Below are 15,189 nucleotides of genomic sequence, written 5' to 3'. Positions count from 1 at the left end.
TTACCGATCGTTCATTCGCGAGCCGGGGCTTCAAGTTTCGTAGACGGACTCCCGCAATCGCACCAGCGCCCGGCCTGCAGGCAGGCCGGCACGCTGCATAAGAACATGGGGAGGACCCGAGATGAACACCTGGAATCAAATCTACAATCCGCTGGGCAATGCGGCGCTGTCGACGATCGCGGCCGCCATTCCCGTCGTCACGCTGCTGATCCTGATCGCCAGCGGAAAGGTGAAGGCGCATATTGCTGCCATCATTGCGGTCATCCTGACCAATCTGATTGCGATCTTCATCTTCACGATGCCGGCCAACATGTCGATCCGCGCCTCGGTGCTCGGCATCGTCTCCGGCTTCTTCCCGATCGGCTGGATCGTTCTCAACGTCATCTTCCTGTACCAGCTCACGGTCGCAACCGGCCAGTTCGAGCTGCTGAAGCGCGCGGTCGGCGGCGTCACCGAAGACCGCCGCCTGCAATTGCTGCTGATCGCGTTTTCGTTCGGCGCCTTCTTCGAGGGGGCATCGGGCTTCGGCACGCCGGTCGCGATCACCGGTTCGGTGCTGATCGGGCTCGGCTTCTCGCCGCTCGCGGCCTCCGGCCTGTCACTGATCGCCAACACCGCCCCGGTTGCCTATGGCGCACTCGGCACGCCAATCCAGGGTCTCGCCTCGGTCACCGGGCTCGATCCCTACATCCTCGGCGCCATGGTCGGCCGGCAGCTGCCGCTGTTCTCGCTGATCGTGCCGTTCTGGGTGGTGTGGGCATTCGCGGGCTGGCGCGGCATGAAGGAGATCTGGCCAGCGATCCTGGTCACCGGCGTTTCCTTTGCGGTCCCGCAATTCGTGATCTCGAACTACATCAACCCCTGGATCGTCGACATCGGCGCCTCGCTGATCTCGATGGGCGCGCTGATCCTGTTCCTCAAGATCTGGCAGCCGAAGCAGCTCTGGCTGTCGCCGGCGCTGCGCGGGCGCGATGAATCGGCGGCGACGATGACCGCACCGAAGCCGATGGACAAGACGCCGCTCACCAACCGCGAGCTCTGGACCGCATTGCTGCCGTGGATCATCGTCTGCATCGTGATGCTGATCTGGGGCAACGGCGCCTTCAAGACCTGGGCGAACTCGATCTTCACGGTGAACTATCCGATCCCCGAGCTCGACAAGATGATCAACAAGATGCCGCCGGTGGCGGCCAAGCCGACCCCGGAAGGCGCCGTGTTCGGCTTCACCTATCTGTCGTTCACCGGCACTGGCATGCTGATCGCCGCGATCATTTCCGGGTTCTTGGCGGGCTTTTCGCCACTGCGGATGATCGCCGATTATGGCCGCACCATCCGCCTCTGCGCGATCTCGCTGATCACGATCTCGGCGATGCTGGCGATCGGCACGCTGACCAGGCTGTCGGGGGTCGACGCCACGCTCGGTCTCGCCTTCGCGGCGACCGGCGTGCTGTATCCCTTCTTCGGCACCTTGCTCGGCTGGTTGGGCGTGGCGCTGACCGGATCGGATACCGCCTCGAACATCCTGTTCGGCAATCTGCAGAAGATCACCTCCGAGCAGCTCGGCCTGTCGCCGATCCTGATGGCGGCGGCGAACTCCTCGGGCGGCGTGATGGGCAAGATGATCGACGCGCAATCGATCGTCGTCGCCTCGACCGCGACCAACTGGTACGGCCACGAGGGCTCGATCCTGCGCTACGTGTTCCTGCACTCGATCGTGCTGGCGTGCCTTGTCGGTCTGTTCGTGACCTTACAGGCCTATGTCTATCCGTTCACGGCGATGGTTTTGAAATAACGAGGCGAGGCGTCGCCCAAACGACGATCCCCGCGGGCGGCGAGCCCGCGGGGATTTTGCGTTTCAAGCGCTTTTTCTCGCGCCGCCATTCTAGCCAATCGCAGCTTCGTCCCATACAAGGGCGGCGTTGCGCGGGGTATGTCGAGGACGGGCATGATGTCGATGAAACGGATTCTGAACGGCGGCATCGCCGCGTTGGCACTGCTTGCCGCGGCCGTCGTCGCGGTTCCGGCCGAGGCCCAGGAGGAATTCCCGTTCGGCTTCGTGATGACGCTCGATGCCGCGCGCATGCCGGGCTCCAAGCGAATCCCCTCGATCGAGGTCGGCGACAATGGCGAGGTGATCCTCGAGCTGTGGTGCGACGGCGGCAAGGGCCAGTTCTCGGTAGCCGGCAACACCATCGTCTTCGTTTCCGGCGCGATGGAGAACCGCAGCTGCGCGCCGGAGCGGGCGCAGGCCGACAAGGATCTGCTCGCAGCACTCGGCGATATGACGACCTGGCGCCGGCAGGGTGATCAGGTCACGTTCATCGGCAGCAAGTCGCTGCGTTTCGTGATCAACAGTAACTGATGGCGGCGTAACGCGCTGGCGCGTCGAGCGCACCCGCTCAGGGCGTCGCGATCAATCCGCTGGCGGTGGCGACGATCCAGCGGTTGCCCCAGCGTACGATCGAGTCGACTCGACCAAGCCCAGGGACGACGTCGCCGCGCGCGGCCATCTTGACGCCCTCCGGCCCTTCGAGCACGGCGGTGCCGTCGCGAACCTCCACCACTGACCAGCCGGGGATGGTGCTTGGCCGCGTTTCGGGCGCGGCCGGAAGCGGCTGCTTCGGCCCGAGCGCCATGGCCTGCGCGTTCAACGTCGTGGGCGCAGCACCGACGACCTGCGGGCGCGGATTGGCAACGGATTTGGGAATGCTGCCGGTCACGGCGGGGTCCGCGTTGGACGCAGTCCGCCGCGGGCTCTCGATTCTCCCCTCGTTCTTGGGGCTCGGCCGCGTCTCAGCGATGTGCGGGACGGGCGCTTCCTTCTGGGCCACCGCGACCGGGGCGGGGCTTGCGAAGTCGTGCCAGTTGGCGCCGCCGGTCCAGCCCAGCACGAAGCTTGCGGCAAGGGCCGTGGCTGCCAGCAGCGCGGTGCCGATGCGGTCGGCGAACGGCTCGCGCAGCAGCAGGGCGGCGTCGTGGTTTTCGTTGGAGACGTCCCAGAGGTCCGCCGTCTGCGCCGGCGAATGCCCCTCCGTCACATCTGTTGGCCAGATGCTCGCAGCACTGATCGGCTCGCGGTTTTGCATGGCGTGACCTGTGTTCGATGACGCAAAGGATGATCCCCGAAACTAAATCGAGCCTTAATTTTCGGTGACCGAACTGGGGCAGCACGAAGTCTTTTGGTCGCAGTCCCCGTAAAAGTGCGGGGCTCAGGACGCAGCGGTCGTTTCCGGACGTCGTCTCCGCAAACCGGGTCGTCGCAGCGTGCGTGCGCGGCTATAGCGATCGCATGCTCGATTTCGCCGCACAATATGCCGCCTTTCAGCGCCGCGATCCGGCCTGGGACGGCATCGTGTTCGTCGCGGTCAAGACCACCGGCGTGTATTGCCGTCCGGTCTGCCGGGCGCGCACGCCGCTGGCGCGCAATGTGAAATTCTATGGCAGCGCCGCATCGGCGGAGCGTGCCGGCTTCCGGCCGTGCCTGCGCTGCCGTCCCGAGGCGGCGCCGTTCTGTCCGGCGTGGAAGGGCACCAGGACGACGGTCGAGCGCGCGCTGGCGCTGATCGAGGCGGGCGCACTCGATCGCGGCGATGTCGCGGCGCTGGCCGACCGGCTCGGCATCGGCACGCGGCATCTGTCGCGGCTGTTTGCCGAGCATCTCGATGCCTCGCCGCTGCAAATCGCGCTGTCGCTGCGCGTGCAGCGCGCCAAGCGCCTGATCGACGGCAGCGATCTTCCGCTCTCTCTGGTGGCGCAGCGCGCCGGCTTCTCCAGCGCAAGGCGCATGAACGCTGCGTTCGCAAGGCTCTACGGCCGCTCGCCCGCCTCGCTGCGAGGCAAGCGGCAGCCAGACATCACGATGCAATGAACCTCGATGGAGATCGGCAATGGCCAAGAGCTACGGCACCGTCAGTGCCGAACGCAAAACGCAGATGAGCGGCCTCGAATTCGTCCAGGGGCTCGCCTCCGGCGCGCTGCCGCTCAACACCATCGCGCAGACCCTGGGTTATGACGTCACTGAGGCCGAGCGCGGCCGCGTCGTGGTCACGCTAGAGCCGACGGACGCGCACCTCAATCCGGCCGGCACCGTGCATGGCGGGCTCACCGCCACGCTGCTCGACAGTTGCATGGGGCTTGCGGTGCAGTCGACGCTCGACGCGGGCACCAGCCAGACCACGCTCGAATTCAAGATCTCGCTGGTGCGGTCGATCACGCCGGACACCGGCCCGATCCGGGCGGAGGGCCAGGTGCTCAATTGCGGCCGCCGCATCGGCACCGCCGAGGGCAGGGTCACCGACACCAAGGGACGGTTGCTTGCACATGGCACGACGACGTGCCTGATCTTCCCATCGTAGCGCAACGCCGTTGGCGCGGAGAGACTGCGCCAGCCTGCATCTGTAGATGCGATGCCGGCGCAGCAACATTGGAACGTGTCCAGCGAGCCACCGAATTAGAGACCTTCAATTTCACTGAACCGATCGATTGGCTTACCCGAACGCTATGGGAATAGCGTTCGGGGAGACGTGATGCGATCGTCGATGAATCGCAGCTACCCTGCCGTTTTCCATCCGGCAGGCAATGCGCCGCCGGGATCAGCCGGCGTAGCCAACGTGTTCAGGCAAGCGAATGAGGCCGAGCTGAAACATCGCGGTCAGCGCATCTTCCTGCCCGAGCTCTTCGGCGATCCGTCCGTCGCGCACGCGGAGCACGGTCGTGCCGGCGAACGTCATCTTGCGGCCCGAGGCTGCAGGCAGCGAGCCGAGGCGGAAGTCGCTGAACGCCGGTCCGGTGTGGGTGCCGCCACCTTCCCAGCGGCCGACAACGAGGTCGCCTTCCGCGATCAGATCGCCGACGCCCCAGAAATTGAGATCTGGAAAGGCTACGCGAAATTCGGTGATGAATTTCTCGACCGCGGCGCGGCCGCGCTTCGGCTCGTGCATCGGGTAATGCACGACAATGTCTGACGTGGCGAGCTCGTTGATGATGCGCGGATTCCAGGGGTTGCCCCAGAATTCCTTGAACCATCGCCCCACGACGTTCTTGTTTTCCTCTGACATCGGATCGTCTCCATTTGCGGTTTGCCGGTATCGCGACCGGCGCTGTCTCGATGCACGCAATAAGCATCTGGAAGCGCGTGTCGTGCCACCCGATTCCGGATCGGGCGTGCGCTTGAGCATCAGGCGAGATTCCGCTGTGCCGGCATGGTGCTTGGCGCAGGTTTTTGCGCGCCGTCGCTCAATCGGGAAACGGGTGGTCCGCGCAACGCGGGCGCGAAATCATCGTCTCAAATACAATGGAGAACATCATGCGCAATTTTGATGCGATCGCCGCGCTGCGCGGCGACGGACTTCGTCCCGAACTGCGGGCGCTGTTTGATCGCGCTGCGATCGAGCCTCGCGCTGACTTGTTCATCACAAGCGACGGGATGCTTCAGTCCGGTCCGGACGCTGCTCCCAAAGCGGCGCGCGACAATGTCGTGCCGCTGAAGAGCAGGGCGGCTTGAATCACTGGAGCATGATCCGGAAAAGTGTGTAGCGGTTTTCCGAAGAGATCATGCTCAAATCAAAGAGCTGGAACGGGATGACTTCTCGAAGAAAGTCATCCCAGTCGAGTGCGCCGGCGTTAGCGCCACACCGACTTGTCGGCGTCCCAGCGCTGGCCTCTGAACTCCTTGATCAGGGCGTCGATCGCGCCGTTGTCGTCCTTCGGCTCGCTGCCTTCCTCGTCGCTGCCGCTGGAATCGTCTGAAAGATTGAGCTTGGCGCCGGCGCTGTCGTCGGATGTCGAGACGGTGGGCGTCGAGACCCACAGCATCAGCTTGTCCGAGCTGCCGGGCTTGTCGGGCGAGACGAGGGCGGTGACCTCGTAATTCTGGATCAGGCCGAGCGCCGGATAGACCGCGCTCGGCCGCTTCAGCACCAGCTTCAGCTTGCCGGTATTCGCGTTCCAGGTGGCGGAGGCAGGCTTCGCGGCAAGGCTCTTCGCCAGCACGCCGGCGACGGCGGAGGCGAGCTTGTCCTTGTTGATCTTGTCGCCATCGCGCCAGTCGGCGGCGGCAAAGCGGATCGTGCGATCCATCTCGAACACGCCGCTGGTCCAGCCGGCTGCGGTCACGCCGGGCGCGCTCTTGGCCTTGGCGAGCAGCGCGCCGGCGCGCTCGGGATCGACGGTGAGGTTGATGGTCTGCTCGCCGGCGCGGATCTCGTCGCAGGTCACCGCGAGGCTGGAGGTGCCGATCTCGACGGCCTCGCCCTTCAGGCTCTTGAGGAATTCGGCCGCCGCATCCAGCTTCACTCGCACGCCGATCGATTCCGGCGAGACATCGGTGAAATCCTTCGGCTGCGGGGTGATGTCGTCCTGGCTGGCCTGGCTGTCCTGGAATTCCTTCTCGCTGAGATCGGAATTGTCCGTCGAGGCGACCTCGGTCACGGCTTGGCCGATCGTGATCTGGCCGCGGAACTCGAAATCGTCGCCGGTCTGCTTGCGGGTCAGCTTGACGGTGACCGGCTGCTTGTCGGCGATGCTCTGGCTGGTGCCGGTGAGGCTCTGGCCGCTGACGGCGAGGTTGGCGATGAAGCGGTCCTTGCGGTCGGAGCCCTTCTCGACCGGATAGCAGACGTCGAGCACGGCCGCGGTCACGGTCTTGCCCTGGCGGGTTTCCTTCAGGATGACATCGGCATTGCCGTCCATCAGGCCGATGATCGAGTTGAAGTAGCGCGTCTCAGGGCCGCCGCCTGGCGCCGCCTTGGGCTGCAGCTTCATCTGGGCGAGAGCCGGCGCCGAGACGACGGCAAGACCGAGCAGCAGGAGCGGGAGCGCGCGCATACGATAAGTCCTCGAAGGGCAGAATCGGTTCCGTCGTAACTAGCAAACCTGCGTGTCATTGGCCAAAAAGAAGGCCGCCTAGCGGCGGCCGGGGAGCGTTTTCGAACGAAGTGGAAACTGATTCGCGTCATGCGCGCTTGTCAGGTTCCTCGCTGCTCTCCAGCCTGCCGCGCAGCGCGGTGACGACACGGCTCACGGTTTCGATGTCCTTTGTCGAGAGACCGTCGGCGAGGCCGTTCACCCAGGGTAGCTGCAGGCGCATCGCCGCGTCGAAGGCCTGCTGTCCCTTGCCGGTCAGCACCACGAGCTGGGCGCGGCGGTGATGCGGGTTGGTCTCGAAGGTGACGAGCCCGTCGCGCTCCAGGTCGTTAACGATCCGCTGCACGTTTTGTCTGGCAGCGCCGAGGTCGCGCGCCAGCCACGCCACCGGTTGCGGGCGTTCGCCGGCGATGATGGCACCGAGGATCTGCCAGCGCGCGCTGGTCAGCCCGAGCCCGGCCACGAGCCGGTCGCCGGCGGTGAACAGCAGGCTGTTCAGCCTGAACAGGTCGAGAATCAGGTTGCTCAGGGCCTCGCCGGCCGGCGTGCGCTTGGTCTGCGGCATTTGTCACCATAAGAGGATATTGACATCATGATGTCAATATTGATATGTATCCATCGTAACGGAATGACATCATAGCACCATATCAACGGAGCCAACCATGCCGCAGATGCGCCCCCTCGACCCCGCATTCCCGATCGACCGCCAGCTCGCGGTCGATGCCACCGCCGTCGTGCTCGTCAACCTCTTCACGCTCGATGCGGCCGACGAGGACACTTTCCTCAAGGCGTGGCAGGACGACGCCGTCATCATGAAGCGGCAGCCCGGCTTCATCTCGACCCAGCTGCACCGCGCGCTCGGCGACAGCCCGGCCTACCTGAATTACGCGGTCTGGGAATCGACCGCGGCTTTTCGGGCTGCCTTCGCCAATCCCGAGTTCAGGGCCAAGCTGTCGGCCTATCCGGCGTCCGCGGTGGCATCACCGCATTTGTTCCAGAAGGTGGCGGTGCCTGGCGTCTGCGTCGCGTAGGCGCACGGTGAGGTTGGCTCGATGCTGGGCTCCCTCTCCCGCTTGCGGGGGAGGGTAGGGTGGGGGTCTTACCGCGAGTCATACTGCGGTGAGAGCCCCCACCCGGATCGCATCTTGCGATGCGATCCGACCTCCCCCGCAAGCGGGAGAGGTGAGCGAGGCTGCTGCCTCAGACAAAAAAGAAGGCCGCCCGGAGGCGGCCTTCGATTGCGATGCGGATGCGCTGACCGGGCTCAGAAGCCGCCCATTCCACCCATGCCGCCGCCGCCCGGCATCGCCGGCGCAGCGTCCTTGGGCAGTTCGGCGACCATGGCTTCCGTGGTCACCAGCAGGCCGGCCACCGAGGAGGCGTCCTGCAGCGCGGTGCGCACCACCTTGGCGGGGTCGATGATGCCCTTGTCGACCATGTCGACATAGTCTTCGGTCTGGGCGTCGAAGCCGAAGGTCTCCGACTTGTTCTCGAGGATCTTGCCGACCACGATCGAGCCCTCGACGCCGGCGTTCTCCGAGATCTGGCGGACCGGAGCTTCCAGCGCCTTGAGCACGATGTTGATGCCGGCCTGGACGTCGGCATTGGCGTTGGTGAGACGGCCGACCGCCTTCTTGGCGCGCAGCAGCGCGACGCCGCCGCCGGGCACGATGCCTTCCTGCACCGCGGCGCGGGTCGCGTTCAGGGCGTCCTCGACACGGTCCTTCTTCTCCTTGACCTCGATCTCGGTGGCACCGCCGACCTTGATCACGGCAACGCCGCCGGCGAGCTTGGCAAGGCGTTCCTGCAGCTTCTCACGGTCGTAGTCCGAGGTGGTCTCCTCGATCTGCGCCTTGATCTGGCCAACGCGGGCGTCGATGTCCTTCTTCTTGCCGGCGCCCTTGACGATCGTGGTGTTCTCCTTGTCGATCACGATCTTGCCGGCGCGGCCGAGCATGTTCACCGTGACGTTTTCGAGCTTCATGCCGAGGTCATCGGAGATCAGCTGACCGCCGGTCAGGATCGCGATGTCCTCCAGCATCGCCTTGCGGCGATCGCCGAAGCCCGGCGCCTTGACGGCGGCGACCTTGAGCCCGCCGCGCAGGCGGTTGACCACCAGCGTCGCCAGCGCCTCGCCCTCGACGTCCTCGGCGAGGATCAGGAGCGGACGGCCCGACTGCACCACGGCTTCCAGCACCGGCAGCATCGACTGCAGGCCGGTCAGCTTCTTCTCGTGCAGCAGGATGTAGGCATCCTCGAGCTCGGCGGTCATCTTCTCGGCATTGGTGATGAAGTAGGGCGAGAGATAGCCGCGATCGAACTTCATGCCCTCGACGATGTCGACCTCGGTATCGAGCGACTTGTTCTCCTCGACGGTGATCACGCCCTCGTTGCCGACCTTCTGCATCGCCTGCGCGATCATCTTGCCGATGGCGGCATCGCCATTGGCCGAGATGGTGCCGACCTGGGCGACTTCCGAGGAGGAAGCAACCGGCTTGGCGCGCTTCTCGATGTCCTTGATGACGGCCGCGACCGCGATGTCGATGCCGCGCTTCAGGTCCATCGGGTTCATGCCGGCGGCGACCGACTTGGCGCCCTCGCGGACGATGGCCTGCGCCAGCACGGTCGCGGTGGTGGTGCCGTCACCGGCGGTGTCGTTGGTCTTGGAAGCGACCTCCCGCAGCATCTGCGCGCCCATGTTCTCGAACTTGTCGTCGAGCTCGATTTCCTTGGCGACGGTGACGCCGTCCTTGGTGATGCGGGGTGCGCCAAAGCTCTTCTCGATGACGACGTTGCGGCCCTTCGGGCCGAGCGTCACCTTCACGGCGTTGGCGAGCACGTCGACACCGCGCAGCATGCGCTCGCGGGCGTCTCCGGCGAATTTTACGTCCTTGGCAGCCATTGTTTTCAACTCCTGGAATGTCTGTGAATTGCTTGCCGCTCGTGTTGCTCGTCATTGCCGGCTTGACCCGGCAATCCATCGCTTCAGAAGACTCTTCCGCAGATTGATGGATGCCCGGATCAAGTCCGGGCATGACAGCGGAGGGCGCGGCGGCCCTCGGAGTGCATGGCGTTAAGCCAGCACGCCCATGATGTCGGACTCCTTCATGATCAGGAGCTCCTGGTTGTCGAGCTTGACCTCGGTGCCCGACCACTTGCCGAACAGCACACGGTCGCCGACCTTGAGGTCGATCGGGATCAGCTTGCCGGCCTCGTCGCGGCCACCCGGGCCGACGGCGACGATCTCGCCCTGGGACGGCTTTTCCTTGGCCGAGTCCGGAATGATGATGCCGCCCTTGGACTTCTCCTCGGCATCGATACGCTTGACCACGACGCGGTCATGCAGTGGGCGGAAGGTGGATTTAGCCATGACGTTCCCTCTTGGAGGCTCGGTTTCAGGTCCGGTTCATCGAGACCGGCGCTGAATGCCGGCCCGGTCGGCGCCAGGCAGGACGCCCGGCGCATTTAGCAATCGTGGTACGAGAGTGCTAATTGCGGGCCGGGAAATATGGCTTGGCGGGTTTTCTGTCAAGCAAAGTGGTTAAGGCCTTGGTGAGGCCAATATAGGATGGTGGACCGGAAACCAAATCGTAGCGATGACGTAATTTTGTCAGACGTCGTTGCTCCGCCTTAAGTTTTACGCTTGGCTGCAGGACGGGTGCGGCCGGGATATAGTCGGGGGATGCATATGATCAGGTCACTCAACGCGCGATTGGTCGCACGGTTCGCGGCTGTCTCGGTGCTGACGGCACTCTTGGCGGCGTGCAGCAGCTTCAGCCTGCCGTCATTATCGTCGAACCCCGAGCCGGCGCACATCGAACCCGGGGTAGCCCCGGAAATGCCGGCGAGCATCCGCCCCGACGAGATCGTCGGCCGCTGGGGTCTCGCCTCGTTCCAGAATCCCGCCGACCGCGCCCGCACCGAGGCCGCGGCGCGCGGCCAGTGCAAGCAGCCCTACGTGATCGGGGCCGGCCAGAACGGCGGCGTCATCATGCATCTGGCCGACCAGGCCACCCCGCAGGAATTGCGGCTGAAGGGTTCCCCTGGCGGCAAGAACTATATCGGCCCGCCAGGACCTGTGCCCGGCGAACAGGACCGCGAGATCATCTCGTTCGACGGCCGGGTCTTGATCACCCGCTTCGTCGACAAGGACGCCGCCACTCGCTACGGCAACATGGTCTACGTCCGCTGCGCGCCACGGGCGTAACGGCGAGGCATCCGTTTTATCTCGGGCTAGCGCCACATCGGCAGTCCGCCTCTCCCCTTGCGGGAGAGGCCGGATTGCATCGTCAGATGCAATCCGGGTGAGGGGTCTCTCTCCGCGATTCCAACTCTGTCATTTGAACTCGTGGAGAGAGACCCCTCATCCGGCGCCATAGCCGATGCGAAGCATCGGCGTTCTACGAGACGGCGGCCGGAAGACCGCCTGTGCCACCTCCTCCCACAAGGGGAGAAGGGAAGGTTGTCGTCATTGCGAGGAGCGAGGCGACGAAGCAATCCATGCCGCCGCGATAGATTGCTTTGCGTCACGAGCCCCCAATCTGCACATGCCTGCGGGATTACGCCCTTAGACAAATGGCCCCGACGATATCCACGTCGGGGCCATTCGAGATCATCGGCCACGGGTACATCCGCCGGACCATCCGATCATAAGCGTCGCTGATCACGGTACTTGGTCAGGGCTGGATGTGGCAATCGCTCCATCGAGGTAATCACATTCCGTGCAAAAGCGGCTCGCGGCCAGCTCGCGCTTGCGCCAACCAGAACGCGGCCGGATGCATCAGTTTGTCTTTGCAATCCGATACGTGCCCTTCTTGTGGCCAATGACCTGACCAATGCCTTCGAAATTGCTCTTAAGAGGCTCGATGGAAATGATCAGTTCGGCTTGCAGCCCTTCGAATTTGCCGGTCCCGCCGGTTATGTTGCACTTGTTGGGTTGCCCCGGCAGGAAATCGCATTGTTCGAATGTTTGATCGCCGTCCTTGTCGACGTAAGTACAGAACCCGTGGATTTCGACGGTCTTCGCCGATGTATCTCTGAGCCGACTAAACTGGCATCGTCCACCCATGTTATTGAGCACCGGGTTTCCCGCGTCGTTCATTGCTGCCATCGCTTGGTTCAGCAGGTCAAACTCTCTACCGCCGCCGATCGGCATTGGCTTCGGTGGCGGGATTGGTGTCGCAGTAAATGTCACCGAGACGGGCCCTTCCGGTGGCATGCTCTGAGCCTGGGCATTGCCAGCCGTGAGAACAGCTGCAATCGAGGACAACGCGACAAGTACGTGAGTAATTGACATTGTTCCCTCCCATAATGGCTTTGAGAACTAATTGCGTCGAGCGATAACTTGATTGGCAAACGAACCGCTTGCAGTAAATTGCAGGCGCTCCTGTTCGTGGAGCACGCAGCGGAACGTACAACCCTGCATTGCTCCGTACAAGTTGACGAATTCGACCAATTGACGCAGATGGGTCAGCGTCGTTGACGAAGAGCCTCACTCAACCGCACTGGGATGATGCGTGATGTGTTCGCGGACTGAGGCGCCAGCAGTATCACACGCAATGCTTCGGTATCAGGTCGGGCACTTCCGCCGCGCCTTCAGGTTTCGTTGAAGTCGCTGATTACCGCATCCAACGCCGGCCCGAAGGCCGGCGTTTTCGTCTGTCTATGACGAACTTCAGGGGGGCACGAACGAACCTGGCTTGCCGTCTGCCGTCCAAAGTCGTGACCCGCAAACAACTGCTACCGCCGCGCTCCGACGCGATTGACGCCGCCATTCAAATTGCCGCCCGCGTTATGACGAACCGCAGCACGCGCCACCGGACGAGGCCTGAGCACCACGCCTGCTCTCGCCACGCAACCCACTGGATAGCCGACGTACTGGCAATAAATGACGGCCTTAGCCGGTGCCGGACTGAGAGTGACACCTGCAAACCCCAGCACGAGGCTGGCCGCAATTCCCGCAACGGTCACTGACCTGGTCGAAAGAATGTTCGTCCGACGCATGGTGATCCTCCTCATCGCACGCGAACCGAAAGGTGATGGAGCCGCTGCAGATGCGGCCCAACATATCGTCGGAGGTAAAGGATGAGTGATGTTGACATGGATCAACGCCGGGCGGGCCCCCCGGGCCATTTCCGGACTCTTGCATCGCAAGAAGTCCTCCAAAAATGACGCGCCAATCCAATTGTCTGCCCGGAGTGGCGCTTGCTACTTGCAGCCGCGGCAAATCGTAAGCTTGCCCTTTAGCTTGTCATCTTCCCCGGGATCGACCGATTGCTGCCCAGAGACACGATCTGCTTCTTGATTGAGTTTGGGCTGCTTTGCCCGGCGCGACCTGACGGGGCGTGTCGTCCGGCTTGACGTGTCATTGTCGTCGTCGATTCCGACGCTAAAGCCATCGTAATCGGTGGCCGGCTTGGCGGACGGCGGCGACCTGTCGATCACTTGTGCTGGCGAAACGCTGTCGGACTCTAGCGGCGTGTGCTCGACAGTGGCAGATCGTGGGGCGGTCGCGCGTGGCGGCACATCTTTAACGGCTCGGGGCGGTACCGAACCCTTGGCTCCCCTGGCGGTCGCCGTCGGCGGCGGAACGTCATCCGTCGCCCGTGACGAACCAACATTGCTCTTTGCCGATGGTGTGGGACTTTCGGCCGCCGCCCGCGGCGGCGACACGCTGGGTGCCGCCACCGGCGGCCAAACGCTGTTGGTCGCGGCCGGAGATGCCGACCCCTCATTCAACGGAGACGGCGGCGCAAGCGAGAGCGGCGGGGACAGCGACGTCTGACATCTCGCGCTGTCGTGTGACCAAACTCCCGCCGCCAATAAACCAAGGGCAAACAGCGTTGCGTTTTTCATTGCCGTCCTGCAAATCACTTAGACAAAAGAATTGATCGCGTGACTCCTGCAGCCACGCTTCGGCGAAAATTTCCACATCTGACATGGCGATCAAAATTGACGGAAGTGGGGAGTCAGGGCGGTTGCATGCGCGCTTCGGTCCGCTTGGGGCTTTAGGCCACCCTCGTTATTGGCCCCCATGTCTGCTTGGGCCAAAACCGGAAGTGACACCGCGCCGCATTCTAAATCGAGGCGTTGTTGCGGGACAAGACGTCGATGATCACTGCATCGACGGTCACCATTCGTCGTAAAACCACTCCCTTGGGATTCGAGGCCGCAATCTTGCGTACGGTGGCTGAGACGTCCGCTCGGGCTTGCGTACGGCCGGAGTCGACTGCGTCAGAGGCGGTAACGTCCTCTGCTCGGAAACCTTCGCGAGCGCCCGTTTCATTTCTTCCTGGCTCGCCTTGAGTTCCTCAATGGCTTTGGAGCTCTCGCGGGCCATTTGTTGCTGGTCCGCCTTGAGCTGTTCGATATTTCGCTCCAAATTTGCGAGGTCGTGCGCGATCGTTTGCAGCAGCTGCGTCTGATCGGGCAGGGCTGTGTTGGCTGTCGGCGCGGCGTCCTGCGGCGGTGCGGTCTGAACCATGGGCGTCGCTTGGGGCGGAGCGGCGTCCGCCGCGGCGACCTGAACGGTGGGTGGAGCGGGCTGCGCCGTAAGCGGTGGATCATCAGGCGGCAATGACGGAGTTGAAACAAGCTGCGGCGCCCAACGGGCGGCAATCAGCTTGGCTTCCCCACCATAAGACGACTGCAAAGCCAGGGCAGCGATAACGATACACGCTGCCAGCGACAAGCCGGCGAGGGCTCGGAACACCGGCCTTCCAGGCGGCGATTGCGAGCCAGGTCCGGAAGAGCCAGGTCCGGAAGAGGCAGGGCCAGGCCCGGAAGAAGCAGGGTTAGGTCCGACCGCAGGCGGGTTAGGTTGCGCCGAAGGTGGGGACGCGGCATCGCGCTCCATTCTTGCAAGCTGTTCACTCAAACGCGTGAGCTCTTCATCGGCGCGCGCGATCTGCTTGCGGGCTTCCGCGAGTCTTTCGTCGGCGCGCGCGGTCAGGCTATCGTTCGATTCAACTGGGTTTGGAGTGGGGGTGGAGTTCACTGACGTTTCCCTTTCCGTCCAATGTCACCCAAGCAGCCGACCCGGCTATCCGTTAGGGTCGATCAGCCCCCAGCACTCCCGTCAGTTTTGTCCAAAGAATGGCCGGATGAAAGCGCGCTTGAGGTCTCGTGATAATAGAGCGGGATACCGGCCCGGGCCTGGCCGGAGGTCAGGTGCGCTCGGGGTCACAAGCCGCCGATGACGATCGATCCCGGCGAGTTCTGCCTCGTAGTTGGAAGCCGACGCTTATGAGTACACGTCCTGGTCCGTCATGAAGATCAAGAGGGCGGCTCCAGGAGCCGCCCTCTTGCGGTGCCGTTGCGACGACT

Annotated in this window: 17 protein-coding genes; 8 read left to right on the top strand and 9 right to left on the bottom strand. The window is 63.7% G+C overall.

Annotation, left to right across the window (positions count from 1 at the left end):
- Positions 1-121: 121 nt before the first annotated feature.
- Both G6P99_RS41695 and G6P99_RS41690 read left to right on the top strand, forming a co-directional pair.
- Positions 122-1,792: an L-lactate permease gene (locus G6P99_RS41695; RefSeq protein WP_029079249.1), complete on the top strand. Its 1,671-nt coding sequence runs from the start codon at positions 122-124 to the stop codon at positions 1,790-1,792.
- A gap of 153 nt (positions 1,793-1,945) precedes the next feature.
- Entirely contained in the window at positions 1,946-2,362 is a 417-nt protein-coding gene (locus G6P99_RS41690) for an META domain-containing protein (RefSeq protein ID WP_029079248.1), read from the top strand.
- Between the two features lie 37 nt (positions 2,363-2,399).
- On the opposite strand, the gene G6P99_RS41685 is transcribed toward G6P99_RS41690, so the two are convergent.
- Positions 2,400-3,086, bottom strand: a complete 687-nt coding sequence (locus tag G6P99_RS41685) for a hypothetical protein (protein WP_029079247.1) — start codon at positions 3,084-3,086, stop codon at positions 2,400-2,402.
- 203 nt (positions 3,087-3,289) lie between these two features.
- Here G6P99_RS41685 and G6P99_RS41680 point away from each other — a divergent pair, with 203 nt between their 5' ends.
- Both G6P99_RS41680 and G6P99_RS41675 read left to right on the top strand, forming a co-directional pair.
- Entirely contained in the window at positions 3,290-3,868 is a 579-nt protein-coding gene (locus G6P99_RS41680) for a bifunctional transcriptional activator/DNA repair enzyme AdaA (RefSeq protein WP_029079246.1), read from the top strand.
- A 19-nt stretch (positions 3,869-3,887) separates the two neighbouring features.
- Positions 3,888-4,355, top strand: a complete 468-nt coding sequence (locus G6P99_RS41675) for a PaaI family thioesterase (protein WP_165126294.1) — start codon at positions 3,888-3,890, stop codon at positions 4,353-4,355.
- A gap of 237 nt (positions 4,356-4,592) precedes the next feature.
- Here the strand turns inward: G6P99_RS41675 and G6P99_RS41670 are convergent, their stop codons facing one another.
- Positions 4,593-5,057 carry an ester cyclase gene (locus tag G6P99_RS41670; protein WP_029079244.1) on the bottom strand — a complete coding sequence of 155 codons (465 nt, stop codon included), beginning with the start codon at positions 5,055-5,057 and terminating at the stop codon, positions 4,593-4,595.
- A 248-nt stretch (positions 5,058-5,305) separates the two neighbouring features.
- On the opposite strand from G6P99_RS41670, the gene G6P99_RS41665 reads away from it, so the two are divergent.
- The gene (locus G6P99_RS41665; protein WP_156928433.1) at positions 5,306-5,503 is read left to right on the top strand and encodes a hypothetical protein; all 198 of its coding nucleotides are present in this window, start codon (positions 5,306-5,308) and stop codon (positions 5,501-5,503) included.
- 119 nt (positions 5,504-5,622) lie between these two features.
- On the opposite strand, the gene G6P99_RS41660 is transcribed toward G6P99_RS41665, so the two are convergent.
- Positions 5,623-6,825: a hypothetical protein gene (locus G6P99_RS41660; protein ID WP_029079242.1), complete on the bottom strand. Its 1,203-nt coding sequence runs from the start codon at positions 6,823-6,825 to the stop codon at positions 5,623-5,625.
- A 127-nt stretch (positions 6,826-6,952) separates the two neighbouring features.
- Positions 6,953-7,429: a MarR family winged helix-turn-helix transcriptional regulator gene (locus G6P99_RS41655; protein ID WP_165126291.1), complete on the bottom strand. Its 477-nt coding sequence runs from the start codon at positions 7,427-7,429 to the stop codon at positions 6,953-6,955.
- Positions 7,430-7,526: 97 nt separating this feature from the next.
- On the opposite strand from G6P99_RS41655, the gene G6P99_RS41650 reads away from it, so the two are divergent.
- Positions 7,527-7,895: an antibiotic biosynthesis monooxygenase family protein gene (locus tag G6P99_RS41650; protein ID WP_029079240.1), complete on the top strand. Its 369-nt coding sequence runs from the start codon at positions 7,527-7,529 to the stop codon at positions 7,893-7,895.
- 233 nt (positions 7,896-8,128) lie between these two features.
- On the opposite strand, the gene groL is transcribed toward G6P99_RS41650, so the two are convergent.
- Together groL and G6P99_RS41640 are read right to left on the bottom strand one after the other, a co-directional pair.
- The gene (gene groL / locus G6P99_RS41645; protein ID WP_029079239.1) at positions 8,129-9,766 is read right to left on the bottom strand and encodes a chaperonin GroEL; all 1,638 of its coding nucleotides are present in this window, start codon (positions 9,764-9,766) and stop codon (positions 8,129-8,131) included.
- Between the two features lie 171 nt (positions 9,767-9,937).
- On the bottom strand, positions 9,938-10,234 hold the full coding sequence (locus G6P99_RS41640; RefSeq protein ID WP_018269780.1) for a co-chaperone GroES: 297 nt from the start codon (positions 10,232-10,234) through the stop codon (positions 9,938-9,940).
- A 318-nt stretch (positions 10,235-10,552) separates the two neighbouring features.
- Here G6P99_RS41640 and G6P99_RS41635 point away from each other — a divergent pair, with 318 nt between their 5' ends.
- Entirely contained in the window at positions 10,553-11,071 is a 519-nt protein-coding gene (locus G6P99_RS41635; protein ID WP_029079238.1) for a hypothetical protein, read from the top strand.
- 573 nt (positions 11,072-11,644) lie between these two features.
- Here G6P99_RS41635 and G6P99_RS41630 read toward each other — a convergent pair.
- Positions 11,645-12,160, bottom strand: coding sequence for a hypothetical protein (locus tag G6P99_RS41630; protein WP_029079237.1), 516 nt, complete (start codon positions 12,158-12,160; stop codon positions 11,645-11,647).
- Positions 12,161-12,603: 443 nt separating this feature from the next.
- Positions 12,604-12,867: a hypothetical protein gene (locus G6P99_RS41625; protein WP_084518355.1), complete on the bottom strand. Its 264-nt coding sequence runs from the start codon at positions 12,865-12,867 to the stop codon at positions 12,604-12,606.
- Positions 12,868-13,420: 553 nt separating this feature from the next.
- Between G6P99_RS41625 and G6P99_RS41620 the strand changes: the two genes are divergently transcribed.
- Positions 13,421-13,648: a hypothetical protein gene (locus G6P99_RS41620; RefSeq protein ID WP_245284562.1), complete on the top strand. Its 228-nt coding sequence runs from the start codon at positions 13,421-13,423 to the stop codon at positions 13,646-13,648.
- Positions 13,649-13,993: 345 nt separating this feature from the next.
- Here G6P99_RS41620 and G6P99_RS41615 read toward each other — a convergent pair whose 3' ends face one another.
- Positions 13,994-14,554 (bottom strand): hypothetical protein, encoded by a 561-nt coding sequence (locus tag G6P99_RS41615; protein WP_334261878.1) that lies wholly within the window; start codon positions 14,552-14,554, stop codon positions 13,994-13,996.
- Positions 14,555-15,189 lie beyond the last annotated feature (635 nt).

This window comes from Bradyrhizobium sp. 6(2017) (assembly GCF_011058295.2).
In the GTDB taxonomy this organism is placed as follows: domain Bacteria; phylum Pseudomonadota; class Alphaproteobacteria; order Rhizobiales; family Xanthobacteraceae; genus Bradyrhizobium; species Bradyrhizobium septentrionale.
This window is presented reverse-complemented; position numbering and strand designations above follow the sequence as displayed.

Excerpts from the sequence above, each read along its gene's own strand:
- G6P99_RS41650 (WP_029079240.1), top strand. The coding sequence starts at position 7,527 with ATGCCGCAGATGCGCCCCCTCGACCCCGCATTCCCGATCGACCGCCAG.
- G6P99_RS41695 (WP_029079249.1), top strand. The coding sequence starts at position 122 with ATGAACACCTGGAATCAAATCTACAATCCGCTGGGCAATGCGGCGCTG.
- G6P99_RS41690 (WP_029079248.1), top strand. The coding sequence starts at position 1,946 with ATGATGTCGATGAAACGGATTCTGAACGGCGGCATCGCCGCGTTGGCA.
- groL (WP_029079239.1), bottom strand. The coding sequence starts at position 9,766 with ATGGCTGCCAAGGACGTAAAATTCGCCGGAGACGCCCGCGAGCGCATG.
- G6P99_RS41660 (WP_029079242.1), bottom strand. The coding sequence starts at position 6,825 with ATGCGCGCGCTCCCGCTCCTGCTGCTCGGTCTTGCCGTCGTCTCGGCG.
- G6P99_RS41680 (WP_029079246.1), top strand. The coding sequence starts at position 3,290 with ATGCTCGATTTCGCCGCACAATATGCCGCCTTTCAGCGCCGCGATCCG.
- G6P99_RS41655 (WP_165126291.1), bottom strand. The coding sequence starts at position 7,429 with ATGCCGCAGACCAAGCGCACGCCGGCCGGCGAGGCCCTGAGCAACCTG.
- G6P99_RS41630 (WP_029079237.1), bottom strand. The coding sequence starts at position 12,160 with ATGTCAATTACTCACGTACTTGTCGCGTTGTCCTCGATTGCAGCTGTT.
- G6P99_RS41635 (WP_029079238.1), top strand. The coding sequence starts at position 10,553 with ATGATCAGGTCACTCAACGCGCGATTGGTCGCACGGTTCGCGGCTGTC.
- G6P99_RS41685 (WP_029079247.1), bottom strand. The coding sequence starts at position 3,086 with ATGCAAAACCGCGAGCCGATCAGTGCTGCGAGCATCTGGCCAACAGAT.
- G6P99_RS41675 (WP_165126294.1), top strand. The coding sequence starts at position 3,888 with ATGGCCAAGAGCTACGGCACCGTCAGTGCCGAACGCAAAACGCAGATG.
- G6P99_RS41670 (WP_029079244.1), bottom strand. The coding sequence starts at position 5,057 with ATGTCAGAGGAAAACAAGAACGTCGTGGGGCGATGGTTCAAGGAATTC.
- G6P99_RS41640 (WP_018269780.1), bottom strand. The coding sequence starts at position 10,234 with ATGGCTAAATCCACCTTCCGCCCACTGCATGACCGCGTCGTGGTCAAG.
- G6P99_RS41625 (WP_084518355.1), bottom strand. The coding sequence starts at position 12,867 with ATGCGTCGGACGAACATTCTTTCGACCAGGTCAGTGACCGTTGCGGGA.
- G6P99_RS41665 (WP_156928433.1), top strand. The coding sequence starts at position 5,306 with ATGCGCAATTTTGATGCGATCGCCGCGCTGCGCGGCGACGGACTTCGT.